This is a genomic window from Streptomyces tibetensis (assembly GCF_007655005.1).
Classification (GTDB): Bacteria; Actinomycetota; Actinomycetes; order Streptomycetales; family Streptomycetaceae; genus Streptomyces; species Streptomyces tibetensis.
Genome location: NZ_SZVW01000038.1, coordinates 31,032 through 46,290, shown reverse-complemented (window position 1 = coordinate 46,290; position 15,259 = coordinate 31,032). Strand labels below are relative to the sequence as shown.

The following is a 15,259-nucleotide window of genomic DNA, read 5'->3' as shown; positions in this document are numbered from 1 at the left end:
TGCCCGGCGCCGACATCCTCCTGGCCTGGGTCACCATCACCCCGGCCATCCGCGAAGGGCGTGGGCGGCGACTGGTTCGATGTGATTCCGCTGCCCGGTGCCCGGGTCGCGCTGGTGGTCGGGGACGTGGTGGGGCATGGTCTTCATGCCGCGGCGACGATGGGGCGGCTACGCACCGCGGTGCACAACTTCTCCGCCCTGGACCTGCCCCCGGACGAGCTCCTGGGGCACCTGGACGAGCTGGTCGCGCGAATCGACGGCGCTGGAGACGGAGCCACGGAGCGGGACGGCGAGAGCGTCTCGGGCGCCACCTGCCTCTACGCCATCTACGACCCGGCCTCCGGGATGTGCTCCCTGGCCCGGTCGGGGCATCCGGAGCCGGCCCTGGTACGTCCCGACGGCACCGTGGAGTTCCTGCCGGTGCCCGGTTCTCCGCCGCTCGGTGTGGGCGGCGGCCTGCCCTTCGAGACCGCCGAACTCGCCCTTCCCGAGGGCTCCCGGCTGGTCCTGTACACGGACGGTCTGATCGAGGACCGGGAGCGGGGCATCGACACCGGTCTCGAGGCACTGCGTGAGGCGCTGGCACGCTCGGGCCGGGCTCCCGAGGAGACGTGTCAGGACGTCCTCGACGCGCTGCTTCCGGCTCGGTCGAGCGACGACATCGCCCTGCTCGTCGCCCGCACCCGGCTGCTGGATCCTTCCCAGGTCGCCGAGTGGGAGGTGCCCGGTGACCCGGCGGGCGTCCGGGCGGAGGTCACCGGGCGGCTGGGAAGCTGGGGACTGGAGGAGATGGCGTTCACAACCGAGTTGATCGTCAGCGAATTGGTCACCAACGCCATCCGCTACGGCATCGAACCCATCCGGCTCCGGGTGCTGCACGACGGCGACAGCCTGATCTGCGAGGTCGCCGACGGCAGCAGCACCTCACCGCATCTGCGTCGGGCCGCGATCACCGACGAGGGCGGACGGGGTCTGTTCCTCGTCGCCCAGTTCGCCCGGCGGTGGGGCACCCGCTACCTGGTACGCGGCAAGGTGATCTGGACCGAACAGTCCACCCGGAGCCCGGCCGCCGAGCCCGAGGAGATGTCGGCCGACGCACTGCTGGAGCAGTGGGAGGACGCGGCCTGGTGAGTCGCCGTGTCACAGGCCGATGCTGTAGACCTTGCGGATCGTCTCCTTCACGTCCCAGTGACCGGACCAGCCCTTGGGCTGGACGACGACGTCACCGGCGGCGATCTCGAAGGTCTTCCCCGTGGCGCCGTCGGTGGTGACGGCGCGGCCGCCGGCTCGACGTCCACAGCCTGTTCGACGTCGTCGACGAGCTGGGCTTCGACGGGTGGATCGGCTGCGAGTACAACCCTCGCGCCGGATGCGAGGCCGATATCGCTCGCCCGGGCCGGCCGGGGCGAGACCGTCCTGACCGTCGCCGCGCACGGCCGTCTGCATGAGCGCCGACGTGGACACGCTCCGCGCGCTGCTCGAAGCGGCCCGGACACAGTCGGCGGCCGGTGCCCACCTGATGACCGTCTCCATGCGGCCGGGGCAAGCCGGACGCGGCCGCTTCCGGCTTCCTGTCCGGCATCATCCGCGTGCCGCTCGCGGGCGTCCCGGCCATCCGGCAGGACATCCCGAGCTGATGGGCACGCTGCGGGCAGGGCGCCGGCCCGGCTCAGGAGTGCGGGAGCATACGGCGGCGGTCTCAGCATCCCTGGGCCGACGGGCCGTCGACGCCGCCCACAAGCCCGCCGCTTTACATAATGTCTGAATATCATGCCCGTAACCGACAGATCGCCCGTCGGCTCCGTGCGGGACTGCGGAGACACTCGGTGGACCGCAACGGTCGCACCATCCACGCCGCCGGGGTGCAGGCCCGTTCGAGCATCATGCCCGGGCGAGTTCGATCCGGTGCCTGCCGAAGTCGCCCATCAGGTCGCCTTCGGCTGTCGGCACGCCCTTGGAAGGCGCTGGGTCGGGTGTCGCGGGCTTTACCGGCCCCGTGACCGCCCAACTCGGACACATCGGGTCCGCTGAGGCCACCGGCATCAGCATGGAGGCCCTCGCCGCCAGCCGATGCGTGGCCGGACTCGCGCATCACAGGGACCTGTTGCCCGCCGAGACGCTCGCCGATCCGCTGCGCGCCGAGACCGTGGCCGGCAGCCGTCCGGCCCTGGTCCGAGAGGCGCGATGAGCCTGGTCGAACTCGGCCCGGTGACGCTTGACATGTCCGGTCCCGATGTGCGCAATTACCAGAACCAGTAGAGGAAGAAGCATGTCGCTCCTGAAGACCATCGATACCGACCCCTCCTTTGCTCCCCTCGAGTCCGGCCCGCTGCCGGAGCGCCTGATCTCCGGCAACCCGACTTACAAGACCTGGGCCCAGGACGCCGCCCGCGGGGAAACGATCAAAACGGGCGTCTGGGAGGCCACGCCCGGCGAGACGCACTCGATCAAGGGCGAGACCTTCGAGTTCTGCCACATCCTCTCCGGCGTCATCGAACTCACGCCGGAAGGCGGCGAGCCGGTGGTCTACAAGGCAGGCGACAGCTTTGTCATGAAGCCGGGCTTCGTCGGCGTCTGGAAGACCATCGAAACCGTGCGCAAGATCTACCTGACCGTGTCGTAACGCCGATGCCGGGCGATGGGACCGGGCGGCTGTCGCCCGGTCCCATCCGTACTGCTCGGCGCCGCCGCGCAGGCAGCAGGCGTCTTCCAGCGCCTCGCGCAAGCGGCCAGAAGGCGAGTAGCAGGCGGGGGGCGTCTTGTCGACCACGTGTCCCCGCCGCTGGAACGCGCAGGGCACATGGGCGGCCGCGCGAGACCGGGGGCGCACCTGGAAGGCGCTGGGTGAGTGGTCGTGCGTCGCGCGTCAGATGCCGAGCATCTGGTTGAGCTCGTCCAGGGACTTGACCGTCACATAGTCGTAGCCGTGGGTGACCGGGTCGCAGCCGCGGTCCAGGAGGACCAGGTTGCGGAAGCCCATGTCGTGCATCGGCATCAGGTCGTAGCGGGTGTGCGAGGAGACATGCACGAAGTCCTCGGGGGACGCGTCGAGCCGGTCGAGCATGTACTCGAAGGCGGCGTACCGGGGCTTGTAGAAGCCGGCCTGCTCCGCGGTGAATACCCCGTGGAAGTCCGCGCCGAGCCGGGGCACGCTGTCCGCGAGGAAGGAGTCGTCCGCGTTGGAGAGGATGACCAGCTTGTAGTGCTCGCCCATCTTCTTGAGCGGCTCGGGGATGTCGGCGTGCGGGCCCCAGCTGCGGACGCCGTCGGCGAACCGCTTGCCCGCGTCCGGGGCGGCCTTCACGCCCCACTTGCGGCAGACCCGCTCGAAGGCGTCCTGCAGCGTAACCGCTTGCCCGCGTCCGGGGCGGCCTTCACGCCCCACTTGCGGCAGACCCGCTCGAAGGCGTCCTGCAGCGTCTGCTCGTAGGGGTAGTACTCGCCGCGGACCTGGTCGTAGCGGTAGCCGCGGAACTCCTTGACGAACTGGTCCCACTGCTCGGCCGGGATCTGGTCGCCGACGAGCTCACGCGTGATGGGGGTCATCGGCCACTCGATCAACGTGCCGTAACAGTCGAACGAGACGTACTTCGGGCGGAATTGGAACGAGGGAATGGGCATGGAAGTGCTCCGTTCTCTTGCTTCGGGGAACTGGTTGCGGCCGACCCGGCCCTTCTCGGGCATGCTCTGCCAGAGATGTGCGGGTGGGGGGATGCCGTCGACCATCGCCGGGGGTCAGGCGGCGCCGACTCCTGCCGGAGCGAGGAAGTCGATGGGGTGCTCCGTGGTGCCGTCGAGTGCCAGGTCGGCGGCGATCTCTCCCATCGCGGGCGAGAACTTGAAGCCGCTGCCGGAGAATCCGGCCATGACGATGATGTCGTCCTGGCCGGGGAGATGGCCGACGAGCGGGTACCCGGACGGCGAACCAGGCGGATTCGTGTAGCCCTCCATGTAGGCCGACGTCCTGATGGGGTCGGGGTTCAGGTCCGGCATGAGTTCGCGGATGAGTTCGTGGAAGGCGTTGAGTTCTTCGGGGCGGACCGTACGGTCGAGCCGTTCGGGCTCGGGCACCGGCGCGTGGTACCTGAAGGACAGACCGAGTTTGACGGAGATGCCGTCGGGCGACGGGATGCCGAAGCAGTCATGGGGTGTGCCGCGCAAGAAGGCGGGAGCGCCGCCCGCGAACCAGTCGTGGCGGGTGGGCAGGTGCCAGGAGCAGATCACCCGGCGAACCTCGACGATCCGTGGGAGGTTCGGGAGCAGGGTGTTGATCCAGGGGCCCACGGTCACCACGGCGGCGTCCACGTGGTCCCTGCCGTGGTCGGTGACGATGTGCACCCCGCCTCCAGATGCGGGGACGACCTCCCGCACCGGGGTGTAGCGGTGCAACCGGGCGCCCAGCTGTTCGGCACGCCCCGCGGCGGCCTGGATCGACGCCTCCGGCCTGATGATGGAGCCCTGCCGGTCGAGGACGGCGGTGTGTCCGTCCGGGAGACAATGCTGCGGGTAGCGACGGGCGAGGGCGTCCTGGTCCAGTACCTCGTGATCCAGACCATGGGCGGCGCTGGCGGAGAGGAGGAGTTGCATGTCCCGTGAGGCGGTCTCTCCCATCACGAGGCAGCCGCTGCGGCGTCGCAACGACCGGCTCGTCTCCGCCTGGAGCTGCTCCCACAGCCCGTCCGCGAGCTTCAGCAGCGGGGTGTATCTTGCGTCGCCGAGGTGGACCGCTCGGAACATGCGGCTCTCGCCCCCGGCCGCTCCACGGTCGTGCCCCGGCGCGTACCGGTCGTAGCCGATGACCTCGGCTCCGCGGGTGGCCAGCCGCCACATGGCCTGGCTGCCCATACTGCCGGCACCGATCACGGCGACGCGCTTCGGGATGCGCATGAGGTCGCTCCTTTCGAGGGTGTGGTCTGGGTGGTACTCGGGCCGCGGCACGGTGCGGGCACTGGGGGACCGTTCGTGTTCAGCGCTGGGAATGGCGTTCCCTTTCCGCCCAGGAAACCTGCAGGTCAACCCATGCTTTGTGCACGTTGAGGCAGAGGGAGACGGCTCAGAGGAGCTCGATCAGCTTGTCGGTGAACTCGGCGGTGGTCGCGGTTCCGCCCAAGTCACGGGTGCGGACGTCGGTCTTGGCCAGGACCGAGGTGATCGCGTCCGTGATGTCCCTGGCCGCGGCGGGATGGCCGAGGTGGTCGAGCATCATGGCCGCGGACCAGATCGCGCCCAGCGGGTTGGCGATGCCCTGGCCCGCGATGTCGGGCGCGGAGCCGTGCACCGGCTCGAACATCGAGGGGAAGTCCCGCTCGGGGTTGAGGTTGGCCGCCGGGGCGACGCCGATGGATCCGGCGACCGCGGCCGCGAGGTCGCTGAGGATGTCGCCGAAGAGGTTGGAGGCGACGACGACGTCGAAGCGGGCCGGCTCGAGGACGAACTTGGCCGCGAGCGCGTCGATGTGCTCCTGGTCCCAGGCGACCTGCGGGAACGAGGCGGCCCGCTCGGTGACGAGTTGGTCCCAGAACGGCATGGTGTGCACGATGCCGTTCGACTTGGTCGCGGAGGTCAGGCGGCCGCCGCGCTCGGAGGCGAGCGTGAAGGCGTAGTCCAGCACGCGGGTGACGCCGGCCCGGGTGAACACGGCCTCCTGCACGGCGATCTCGTCCGGGAAGCCGCGGTTGAGCCGGCCGCCGACCTCGCTGTACTCGCCTTCCATGTTCTCGCGCACGACGACGAAGTCGACCTCACCCGGCCGGGCACCGCGCACCGGGCTTTCGATGCCTTCGAAGACACGGATGGGCCGGAGGTTGACGTACTGGCGGAAGCTGCGCCGGATGGGGATCAGCAGCCCCCACAGCGAGACATGGTCGGGCACCCCGGGGTATCCCACCGCGCCCAGCAGGATCGCGTCCTGGTGGCGCAGCTGGTCGATCCCGTCGGCGGGCATCATGGCGCCCTCCCGCAGGTACCGCTCGCACGACCAGTCGTACGAGGTGTAGGACAGGCTGAAGCCGTGGCGGCGGCCGAGAACATCGAGCACCTGCTGCGCCGGGGGCAGGACCTCGGCGCCGATGCCGTCGCCGGGGATCAGGGCAATGCGGTGGTTCGTCGTCATGCCGTTGATTGCAGCAAGGCGGTCCGTGAGGCGTCCAAGACGCAAAGGGGATCTCCCTTATAAGCGGTGCCTATCAGCTCTGGCCTGCGGAGTTTGCGGCCGTGACGAACGCGGCGGCCGCGGGCGACAGGCTGCCGCGGCGGCTGACGAGGGCGATGTCCAAGGTGCTCTCCGGCTCGATGTCGAGGACGCGGGCGCCCAGTCGCCGGGCCAGGTCCCGCCAGGCATCCGTGACCACCGCGAGCCCCACCCCTGCCAGTACCAGGGGCATGAGGGACACCCGGTGCTCGGTCTCCGCGGCGACGGTGAACTCGATGCCCTGCTCCCGCAGCGCGTCGACGTAGGCGCGCATCCCGGTGCCCGACTGCCCGACGATCAGTCGCTGTCCCGCGAGCTCCCGGCATTCCACCGCTGTCCGGCCGGAGAACGGTCCGTCGGCCGGCACCACCAGCACAAGACGCTGCCGCCCCAGCGCATGTGAGACGACCCCCTTGTCGGAGACCGGGCCGGCGGAGGCCAGGAGCCCCAACTCCACGGCCCCGGTGCGCACCATGTCGATCACATCACGCGACGTGAACGCCGCATGGATGGCCACAGAGACGCCGGGATACCGGTGGCTGAAGGCCCTCACCAAGGTCGTCAGCGGCTCCACCGCCTGCGACGGCATCGACGCCATGTCCAGGCGCCCCTCACTCAGTTCATGCACCGCCGCGACACTCGCCCGCGCCGTCTCCAGACTCCGCACGGCCTCACGGGCAGGCTCGATCAGGGCCCTTCCAGCCTCCGTCAGCACGGCCCTGCGCCCGATGCGATGGAAGAGCTCGGAGCCGAGATCACGCTCCAGTGCCCGCACGGCCTGCGACAGCGACGGCTGCGACACGTACAGAGCCGACGCCGCACGGTTGAACCCCCCACGATCAACAATCGCGAGGAAGTACTCCAGCTGCCGAATGTCCATACGCGCCTCTGTCCCTCAAGAGATCAACCGACGACTCACATGGTCACGACCATGGTTGCGTGAAGGATCACCTCGACGAGGTACGGACCGCCGATGCACCGGCCGCAATCGTCACGGAAGCGCGCTCACAGCCAACTGAAGCACTCAATGAATCGCTGCGGCGCTCAGGCGCAGCCGTTCCCGGCCCAAGGGTCGAAAACAGGCACGGCTCCTGGTGGATCGGGTCGTGCAGGTGTCGACGGAAAACCCCGTTCGACGGGAATCCTGTGCGCACCGCCACCTGTCTTCCGGCGGACCGGTTGCAGGAAATTCCGCCGCACTTCTGATAAGTCGTATGGCCGTTCGGAGGAGCCGAAGTGCCGGGTCCACCCACCCGGCACTTCGACTCGGCCGGTCCTCAGCGGCCGGAATCGGTCCGCGTCACCCGACGGTCCAGCGCTGGTTCGCCCCGCCGTTGCAGTTCCACAGGACCGCCTGGGTCCCGTTGGCGGTGCCGGAATTGGACGCGTCCAGGCACAGGCCGGAGCGGGCGCTGGTGATCGTGCCGTTCGCGTTGAACTCCCAGCGTTGGTTCTGGCCGCCGTGGCAGTCCCAGATGACCGCCCGGGTGCCCGGAGAGGTTCCCGAGGCCTCGGCGTCCAGGCACTTGCCGCCGTACACCCGCAGCTCGCCGGCGGCCGTGCGCGTCCACTTCTGGCCGGCGCGGTCCAGGCAGTCCCACAGCTGCACCTGGGTGCCGTTGGTCTGCGACGAGTTCGGCACGTCCAGGCAGCGGCCGGAACCGGCGCCGACGACCTTGGTGCCGCTCGGCGGCTCCGGGGTCGTGCCGCCCGGCGGAACGTAGGGGCACTTGGTCTTCGAGCGGGAGATCTGGCTGCGGTCCGCCAACGACGGGCACAGGAACTGGGTGTAGCGGGTGTCGTTGTCGAGGAAGATCTTGAGCCAGGGGATGGTACGGCGTGTCACGTTGGAGTTGCCCCAGGTGGGGAAGCCGTGGCCGCCGGTGGTGAGCTCGACGAAGGCGCTCTGCGTGCCGGCCGGCATGCCTGCGTAGAGGCCGTCGAGGTAGGAGGGGGTGACCGTGCCGTCGTCCCGGGCGCCCATGATCATCGTCGGGACGCGCAGGTCGGACAGGTTCTGCGAGGGTGAGAAGGGTGCGAGGGGAAGGGCCGCCTTCAGGGACGGCCGCCGCACCGCCGCGCTGATGGCGCCGCCGCCGCCCATGGAGTGGCCGAGCACGCCCAGCCGGCTCGGGTCGACGCGGTCGCGCACCGGGCTCTTCTGGGTGAGGTAGTCCAGCGCAGCGAGGAGCTGGGTTCCGCGGGCGGTGTCGAAGTCGTTGGGGCTGTTGGTGTCGATGCCGATGACGACGAACCCGAAAGAGGCGAGCCAGTGCCCCATCCAGGCGCCTTCGGCGCTCCACCGGGCGGTGTAGCCGGGCACGGCGGCGATCGCGCCCCAGGTGCCCTGGCTGGTGTCCGTCGGATAGTAGATCTTGCCGCCGTTGAAGCCGTTGCCGGGCGACACGGTCGTCTCGGCGGTGGCGAACGTGCCCCGTTGGGCGGCGACACTGCTGACCGTGGGGTCCGGGCCCCGCTGGTACGGGTTGTCCGCGGCCGCTGCCGGCTGGATCGAGACGAGTGTGGCGAGCAGGCCGGTCACGGCCGCGGCCAGGGCGGCCCTCAGCCCGACCGTCCTGCTTCTGCGCAGGGGTGTCCGCATGGTCCTGTTCCTCCTTGCCCACGCCTCTCCGGGGAGGGCGGGGTGGTACGCGACGAGTGGGGGGTGCGCGAACAGGTGCTGTGAAACTTTGGGAGCGTTCCCAGGTGCGGTGAGCGTAGGTAAGCCCTGATGTGCCGTCAAACATGCTTTCGGGATCGCAGATCGACGCCTCACGGAGTGCGGAAGCCGCGGAACGTCACATGCTTGCGGGTCTCGAAACCGAGCCGTTCGTAGAGCGCGAGCGCGCCACTGTTCGCCTCGGCCACGTGCAGGAAGGGACGTTCGCCACGAGCCACGATGCGCGCGATGTGCGCGCGCAGCAGGCGGACCGCGTGGCCCCGCCCACGGGCCTCGGGCGCGGTACAGACGGCACTGATCTCGGTCCATCCGGGAGGCCTCAGCCGCTCCCCCACCATCGCCACCAGCGCACCGTCCTCGCGGATGCCGAGGTAGGTGCCGAGTTCGTGCGTGCGGGGCCAGAAGGGCCCCGGCCGGGTGCGCTCGACGAGGTCGAGCATCTCGGGCACGTCCTTGGCACCGAGTTCGACCATGTCGCGGTCGAACCCGTGGTGTGAGGGATCCGGGCCGCTGTCGCGGGCCCAGATCATCTGGCGGCCCTCGAGGACGAAGACCGGATCCCAGTCGGGCGGCGGTATCGCCGGGCAGCTGAACATGTCGGCGAACTCGCCCGGTCCCAGCAGCTTGGCAAGGTCGGCCCATGCCGCCGCGTCCGGCTCGGCCGGTACCGCCGAGAAGGTCGCGACTCCGGGTACGTAGGTGGCGGCGCCGCCGAGCCGGCGGGCGAGATGTGCGTGGTGCCCGCGGAGGGACTCGCCCACCGGGTCGTCCAGTGCGGTGACGTCGCTGAGTCCCGTCATCGTGCTGCGCCTTTCCTGCCCTCGCCGCAGCCGGTCGGCTCGTGGACCGGCACGGCGTCTTCGGATGCCGGCAGCCATGCTAGTCAGCCCCTCCCGAGCGGCTGTCGGCGTCACCTGAGATACGCGGCCAGCGGGAGGTTCTGCCGGCGCACGTCACCGGCGACGAGTCCGGCGATCCGCTGCGCGCCGTACGTCTCGAAGTGGGTGTGGTCGTTGCAGAAGAAGGCGCCCACGGGGCCTGATCCGTAGTCGCCGTTGTGCGGGCAGAAGCGCAGGCTGTTGTAGAGCGAGACGCTGAGCGAGTGCAGGTCGACGACCGGCGCCCCGGTGGCGGACCCGACGGCGAAGGTCTCGTTCACGAAGCCGCGGTTCTTCGTCGCCGTGCTTCCGGAGCAGGTGATGGCGGCGACCGGCGTGAGCAGCACCGGGTGTGCCCCCCGAGCCAGTGCGGCCTGCACCATCGTGGTCATCAGCTGTCGGTAGCGGGCCGGGCCGACGTGCCGGGGGCAGGTCGACGAGGAGTCGTTGATGCCGAACTGGATGAACAGGTAGTCACCCGCCTTCATCCCGGTGCTCGCGTTCAGCATCGACTGCCAGCGTGAGGAGTAGGTACCGGACGTGAGACGGCACTCGCCGTCCGAGCCCTTGGTGCTGCTGACGTTCCCCTCGTACATCCAGGTCTGGATGCTGCGGCCGCCCACGGCCTGGTTTCTGACGGTGACGTCGGCGTTGAACAGGGCGTCGAACTGGCTGCCCCAGCCGACCGGGCAGCGGGCGGAGCCCGGGTTGGCCATGGTCGAGTCGCCGGCCAGCCATGCCGTGACCGGGGCGGCCGCTCGGGCGGCGGGGGCAGCGGAGCCGGAGCAGCGCGACGTGGCGCCTTCGGCCGCTGAGGCCGCACCCAGTCCGAGGCTCGACAGGGCGATCACCAGCACGGCGGTGATGACGGTACGTAAGTTCTTCATCGGTTCCCTCCCGGGGACGGGCCTTCCCGTGCGTCGGTCAGCGCAGGTGGGCGGCGAGTGGCAGGTTCTGCTCCCGGACGGCCTGGAGCAGCAGCCCGCCCATCTGGGTCGCGCCGTACTGCGAGAAGTGGGTGTTGTCCGTGACGCCGTCCACGGAGGAGCGGAGGAAGAGCTGTGCGGAGGCGGACGGTCCGAGGGATTCGACCAGCGTCTTGCTCCGGGCGGTCAGGTCGATCACCGGTACCCGCTGCGCCGCACCGACCGCGCGCATCTCGGCGGGCAGGTTCACGCCGATGCCGTTGACGTGCAGTGCCGTGGAGGTCAGTCGGTTGCCGTCGAACAGCCGGCGGACCGGTGGGGTCACCAGGACCGGGACACCGCCCTTGCCGCGGACCCGCGAGATCATGGTGGTGAGGTTGTTCCGGTAGGCGGACGCGCTGGTCTGCTTGTCGTTGTGACCGAACTGGATGAAGACCGGGTCGTTCGCCTTGACCTTGGCCAGCAGCGCGGGCAGGAGCGCCGAGTTGCTGACGAAGCTTCCCGAACTCTCGCCGGAGTCGCCGTAGTTGGCGATGGCCGCACCAGGACGTACCGCGGATGTGATCATCTGCCCCCAGCCGGTGTACGGAGCGGCCGGCTGGTCGCACACGGTCGAGTCACCCGCCAGGTAGGCGACCAGTGACTGTGAGGCCGGCTTCACCGAGACGGCCGAGACCTGAGGGCCGGAGCCCGTGAAGCGGAGGTCGAGGCCGGGGTTGCCGGTGCCGCCCTGGCCGGTCGGCTGTCCCTCCGGCTGGCGCACGTTGACGGTGAACGAGTAGGTGGCGACGGCTCCGGCCGTCGTTCTCGTGGCCGGGAGCATCAGCCGCCGGGCCTCGGCCCACATCTCGGTCTGTCCGGCGGACGCGCCGCCGATGGAGACCGTGACGTCGTAGTTGCCCGGTGCGACGCCGTAGTGGCAGGTGATCGCCGAGGTGCCGGAACAGCCGGCCGGCAGTGCCTGCGGCGCGGCGGCAGCGCGCTGGGCCACCCCTGAGCCTGCCAGGGCCGCCAGAGTCAGCAGGCCCGCCGCCGCCAACCGGGCGCCGTGTCCGCCACTGCGCCCTAATGGCATGTTCATTACAGTCATGAGTCCGTCCTTCGTCGCACGGAGAGGTCCGGGTCGGGGTGAGGGCACAGGGGAGCCACGCACCGCCTTGGTTCGAACACGCCGCTCAGGCCTCGGTGAAGCCGTTCATGATGGAAGTGGGCCGCTTGCTGGCGGAGTCCCAGGCACCCATGGTGTAGCCGGTGAACGGGGACATGCACTCCGGTTCCCAGTAGAAGATGCCCTGCCCACCCGCGGCCTTCAGCGCCTTGGTGTAGGCGACCAGCGCGGCCCGGGTGGAGGAGGCCCGGTCCACCCGACCACCGAACTCGCTCTGCAGGAACGGTTTTCCGTAGGCGGCGGAGATCTTCCGCATGTTGTCCACGATGCCCGGTGCGACATCGGCGCTGCCGTAGGAGGAGAACACGGACATGTCCCACTTGCCGCCGTTGGCGGCGAAGCGACTGAAGAACGTCGTCATCACGTCGTACTTCTGCGGCTGGGCCAGGTGGATGCACACCGTCGAGTTCGGCGACACGGCTTTGACCTGGCTGTAGGCCGCGTTGAGCAGGCCGGTCATCTGAGCCGGGCTGGAGACGCTGCCCACGGGCCGGCAGATCCCGCTGTTGATCTCGTTGCCGATCTGCACCCAGGCGGGCAGCACGCCGTTGGTCTTCATGACGGTCATCGTCTGGTTCACGTACGAGCTCATGGCGGTGAGCATCTGGGTGTAACCCATGTTCTTCCAGGCGGCGGGCGGGTTCTGCACACCGACGGAGTTCCAGGTGTCGCCGAACATGTAGTCCAGCATGATCGACATGCCGGAGGCCTTGACCCGCTTGGCGAAGGCGGCGACCTCGCTGATGGCGCAGTGGCCGTTGGCCGGGTCGCCGGACGGGTTGACGAACGTACGGAGCCGGACGGCCGTGATGCCGTACCCCTTGAGAATGCTCAGCAGATCCTGTGTCTGCCCACTCGCGTTCTTCCAGGAGTAGCCGCGAGCCTCCATCTGCGGCACCCAGCTGATGTCGACGCCCTTGACGAAGCCGGCGGCGGCGTGGGCCGGCGTCTCCAGTTCGGCGAGCGCGGCCGCGGTGGCGAGGGCGCCGGCGGTCGCGGTGGTTGCCCTGAGCAGCGTCCGGCGGCTGATCCGGGCGGGAGCAGGATTCCGGGGCATGGTCGCTCCTCCCTGCCCGCCGGCCGCGCATGGGGCGTCGCGGCCGGCGGGCAGCGGGTCGTGGGGGGTGGGTGTTCCGGGACTGGGGTGTTCCGCCTGCACATGCTGGGAGCGTTCACAACCTGATCCGGCCACGAGACACTCCCTCCTCGAAGGGGGAAGACTGCAGGTGCGGGAATCCACGAACTGCCGTGCTCAGTGCCTGAGTCCAGGCGGGTCGACCGATTCGACTGCCCTCGGCCACGGTTTGCCGTGGGGCGTCCCCCGCAGTGTTCTCGTGCCGCCGCCCGCCTGTCAATCCATGGCGCGCGAGAAACTCACGGATCCGAACAGGGCCGAACAGCAGACTGGACACAATCCTTGACGAGGCATCAGCCCGTTCTTACGCTCCCTCCTCATGGGAGCGTTCCCATACCCCCCACGCACCGGAGGCCACCGTGACCGACTCGCACCGGCGTCCCCGCACCGCGCCACGACCGTGGCGATCACTCCACCGGCCGGGCGGCCGGCTCGTCGGCGGTCTGTCCGCCGCCGCGCTGGCCTTGTCCGCGCTCGTCGCACTGCCGCAGACCGCCCAAGCGGCGACCGCCCGGCAGGTCGAGAAGCTCGACCGCGGCCTGTCCAGCGTGCACACCGGCAGCGGCAACCTGGTGTCATGGCGGTGGCTGGCGACCGACCCGAACGACGTGTCCTTCAACGTCTACCGCGGCGGCACCAGACTCAACTCCTCTCCCATCACCGCCTCGACGACCTACTTCGACTCGGGCGCAACGGCCTCGGCCGACTACACCGTTCGCGCGGTGGTCAACGGCACCGAGCAGGCCGCGTCCGCGCCCGCGGTCCAGTTCCGCACGGGCTACAAGGACGTGCCGATCTCCCCGCCCGCGGGCGGCACCGCCCCGGGCAACTCGGCCTACACCTACGAGGCCAACGACGCCTCCGTGGGTGACCTCGACGGCGACGGCGCCCTGGACCTGGTCCTGAAGTGGCAGCCCACCAACGCCAAGGACAACTCGCAGTCCGGCTACACCGGCAACACCATCGTCGACGGCATCAAGCTCGACGGCACCCGGCTGTGGCGTATCGACCTGGGCCGCAACATCCGCTCCGGCGCGCACTACACGCAGTTCCAGGTGTACGACTACGACGGCGACGGCAAGGCCGAGGTCGCCATGAAGACCGCCGACGGCACCCGGGACGGCACCGGCGCGGTCATCGGCAACTCCGCTGCCGACCACCGCAACTCCAGCGGCTACGTCCTGTCCGGGCCCGAGTTCCTGACGATGTTCAACGGCCAGACGGGCAAGGCGATGCAGACCGTGGACTACGTCCCGGGCCGCGGCACCGTGTCCTCCTGGGGCGACAACTACGGCAACCGCGTCGACCGCTTCCTCGCCGGCACCGCCTACCTCGACGGAGCCCGCCCCTCGCTGATCATGGCGCGCGGTTACTACACCCGTACGGTGATAGCCGCCTGGGACTGGCGCAACGGCTCCTTCACCCGCCGCTGGACCTTCGACACGGCCTCCTCCAGCAACAGCGGCAAGGGCTACGACGGCCAGGGCAACCACAGCCTGTCCGTCGCCGACGTCGACGCCGACGGCAAGGACGAGATCGTCTACGGCGCGATGACCGTCGACGACAACGGCAGCGGCCTGTGGACCACCCGGCTCGGCCACGGTGACGCCGGCCATGTCGGCGACCTCAACCCCTCCCGTCCCGGCCTGGAGTACTTCAAGGTCTCCGAGGACTCCAGCAAGCCGGGCTCCTGGATGGCCGACGCCCGCACGGGCGAGCGGCTGTGGCAGACGGCGTCGGGCTCGGACAACGGCCGGGGCGTCGCCGCCGACATCTACGCCGGCAGTGCGGGCGCCGAGGCCTGGTCCGCCACCGACACCACCTTGCGCTCCGCCACCGGCGCCTCCCTCGGCCGGGAGCCCTCCAGCGTCAACTTCCTGTCCTGGTGGGACGGCGACCCCGTCCGCGAGCTCCTCGACGGCACCCGCATCGACAAGTACGGCACTTCGGGCGACACCCGGCTGCTCACCGGCTCCGGTGTCGCGTCCAACAACGGCACCAAGTCCACCCCGGCTCTGTCCGGCGACATCCTCGGCGACTGGCGCGAGGAGGTCGTCTGGCGCACCAGCGACAACAAGGCGCTGCGCATCTACTCCACCCCGAACCAGACCAACACGAAGATCACGACCCTGCTCCACGACACCCAGTACCGCACGGCCCTGGCCTGGCAGAACACCGCCTACAACCAGCCTCCGCACCCGAGCTTCTTCATCGGCAACGCCATGCCGACGGCACCCCGGCCGACGGTCTACACACCCTGACCCGCCCTGATCGAGCTCTTG

General features: G+C 69.7%; 15 protein-coding genes and 1 pseudogene. 5 read left to right on the top strand and 11 right to left on the bottom strand.

The window, feature by feature from the left end:
- On the top strand, positions 1-1,131 hold a 1,131-nt coding region (locus FDO69_RS40300; RefSeq protein ID WP_145475629.1), incomplete at its 5' end, for an ATP-binding SpoIIE family protein phosphatase.
- Between the two features lie 9 nt (positions 1,132-1,140).
- Here the strand turns inward: FDO69_RS40300 and FDO69_RS41700 are convergent.
- Positions 1,141-1,446, bottom strand: coding sequence for a cupin domain-containing protein (locus FDO69_RS41700; protein WP_234388313.1), 306 nt, complete (start codon positions 1,444-1,446; stop codon positions 1,141-1,143).
- Between FDO69_RS41700 and FDO69_RS42610 the strand changes: the two are divergent.
- The 3 genes and pseudogenes from FDO69_RS42610 to FDO69_RS40280 form a co-directional block, all read left to right on the top strand.
- A pseudogene (locus FDO69_RS42610) lies at positions 1,445-1,616 on the top strand (NAD-dependent epimerase); the annotation flags it as partial. The gene FDO69_RS41700 and the pseudogene FDO69_RS42610 overlap by 2 nt on opposite strands.
- A 380-nt stretch (positions 1,617-1,996) precedes the next feature.
- The gene (locus FDO69_RS40285) at positions 1,997-2,188 is read left to right on the top strand and encodes a hypothetical protein (protein ID WP_234388312.1); all 192 of its coding nucleotides are present in this window, start codon (positions 1,997-1,999) and stop codon (positions 2,186-2,188) included.
- Positions 2,189-2,269: 81 nt separating this feature from the next.
- Positions 2,270-2,623, top strand: a complete 354-nt coding sequence (locus FDO69_RS40280) for a cupin domain-containing protein (RefSeq protein ID WP_104789066.1) — start codon at positions 2,270-2,272, stop codon at positions 2,621-2,623.
- A gap of 243 nt (positions 2,624-2,866) precedes the next feature.
- Here FDO69_RS40280 and FDO69_RS42605 read toward each other — a convergent pair whose 3' ends face one another.
- The 10 genes from FDO69_RS42605 to FDO69_RS40235 form a co-directional block, all read right to left on the bottom strand.
- Positions 2,867-3,304 (bottom strand): HAD family hydrolase, encoded by a 438-nt coding sequence (locus FDO69_RS42605; RefSeq protein ID WP_240806350.1) that lies wholly within the window; start codon positions 3,302-3,304, stop codon positions 2,867-2,869.
- Positions 3,301-3,621, bottom strand: a complete 321-nt coding sequence (locus FDO69_RS42600) for an HAD family hydrolase (protein ID WP_240806349.1) — start codon at positions 3,619-3,621, stop codon at positions 3,301-3,303. Before FDO69_RS42600 ends, FDO69_RS42605 begins: the two co-directional genes overlap by 4 nt.
- A gap of 114 nt (positions 3,622-3,735) precedes the next feature.
- The gene (gene solA, locus FDO69_RS40270) at positions 3,736-4,887 is read right to left on the bottom strand and encodes an N-methyl-L-tryptophan oxidase (RefSeq protein ID WP_104789063.1); all 1,152 of its coding nucleotides are present in this window, start codon (positions 4,885-4,887) and stop codon (positions 3,736-3,738) included.
- Positions 4,888-5,053: 166 nt separating this feature from the next.
- Positions 5,054-6,112: a tartrate dehydrogenase gene (locus FDO69_RS40265; protein ID WP_104789060.1), complete on the bottom strand. Its 1,059-nt coding sequence runs from the start codon at positions 6,110-6,112 to the stop codon at positions 5,054-5,056.
- Positions 6,113-6,185: 73 nt separating this feature from the next.
- The gene (locus FDO69_RS40260; RefSeq protein ID WP_104789057.1) at positions 6,186-7,070 is read right to left on the bottom strand and encodes a LysR family transcriptional regulator; all 885 of its coding nucleotides are present in this window, start codon (positions 7,068-7,070) and stop codon (positions 6,186-6,188) included.
- A gap of 420 nt (positions 7,071-7,490) precedes the next feature.
- Positions 7,491-8,792: a poly(ethylene terephthalate) hydrolase family protein gene (locus FDO69_RS40255; protein ID WP_104789054.1), complete on the bottom strand. Its 1,302-nt coding sequence runs from the start codon at positions 8,790-8,792 to the stop codon at positions 7,491-7,493.
- A 170-nt stretch (positions 8,793-8,962) separates the two neighbouring features.
- Positions 8,963-9,670, bottom strand: a complete 708-nt coding sequence (locus tag FDO69_RS40250; protein WP_104789051.1) for a GNAT family N-acetyltransferase — start codon at positions 9,668-9,670, stop codon at positions 8,963-8,965.
- Positions 9,671-9,780: 110 nt separating this feature from the next.
- Complete coding sequence (locus FDO69_RS40245) at positions 9,781-10,635, bottom strand: GDSL-type esterase/lipase family protein (RefSeq protein WP_104789048.1); 855 nt, start codon at positions 10,633-10,635, stop codon at positions 9,781-9,783.
- 37 nt (positions 10,636-10,672) lie between these two features.
- The gene (locus FDO69_RS40240; RefSeq protein WP_234388311.1) at positions 10,673-11,764 is read right to left on the bottom strand and encodes a rhamnogalacturonan acetylesterase; all 1,092 of its coding nucleotides are present in this window, start codon (positions 11,762-11,764) and stop codon (positions 10,673-10,675) included.
- 85 nt (positions 11,765-11,849) lie between these two features.
- Positions 11,850-12,899, bottom strand: coding sequence for a glycosyl hydrolase 53 family protein (locus tag FDO69_RS40235; protein WP_104789045.1), 1,050 nt, complete (start codon positions 12,897-12,899; stop codon positions 11,850-11,852).
- A gap of 437 nt (positions 12,900-13,336) precedes the next feature.
- On the opposite strand from FDO69_RS40235, the gene FDO69_RS40230 reads away from it, so the two are divergent.
- On the top strand, positions 13,337-15,238 hold the full coding sequence (locus FDO69_RS40230) for a rhamnogalacturonan lyase (RefSeq protein WP_104789042.1): 1,902 nt from the start codon (positions 13,337-13,339) through the stop codon (positions 15,236-15,238).
- Positions 15,239-15,259: the final 21 nt, after the last annotated feature.

Coding starts and splice junctions, on each gene's coding strand:
- FDO69_RS40255 (WP_104789054.1), bottom strand. CDS start 8,792: ATGCGGACACCCCTGCGCAGAAGCAGGACGGTCGGGCTGAGGGCCGCC.
- FDO69_RS40260 (WP_104789057.1), bottom strand. CDS start 7,070: ATGGACATTCGGCAGCTGGAGTACTTCCTCGCGATTGTTGATCGTGGG.
- FDO69_RS40280 (WP_104789066.1), top strand. CDS start 2,270: ATGTCGCTCCTGAAGACCATCGATACCGACCCCTCCTTTGCTCCCCTC.
- FDO69_RS40265 (WP_104789060.1), bottom strand. CDS start 6,112: ATGACGACGAACCACCGCATTGCCCTGATCCCCGGCGACGGCATCGGC.
- FDO69_RS41700 (WP_234388313.1), bottom strand. CDS start 1,446: ATGCAGACGGCCGTGCGCGGCGACGGTCAGGACGGTCTCGCCCCGGCC.
- FDO69_RS40235 (WP_104789045.1), bottom strand. CDS start 12,899: ATGCCCCGGAATCCTGCTCCCGCCCGGATCAGCCGCCGGACGCTGCTC.
- FDO69_RS40250 (WP_104789051.1), bottom strand. CDS start 9,670: ATGACGGGACTCAGCGACGTCACCGCACTGGACGACCCGGTGGGCGAG.
- FDO69_RS40240 (WP_234388311.1), bottom strand. CDS start 11,764: ATGACTGTAATGAACATGCCATTAGGGCGCAGTGGCGGACACGGCGCC.
- FDO69_RS42600 (WP_240806349.1), bottom strand. CDS start 3,621: ATGCCCATTCCCTCGTTCCAATTCCGCCCGAAGTACGTCTCGTTCGAC.
- solA (WP_104789063.1), bottom strand. CDS start 4,887: ATGCGCATCCCGAAGCGCGTCGCCGTGATCGGTGCCGGCAGTATGGGC.
- FDO69_RS40245 (WP_104789048.1), bottom strand. CDS start 10,635: ATGAAGAACTTACGTACCGTCATCACCGCCGTGCTGGTGATCGCCCTG.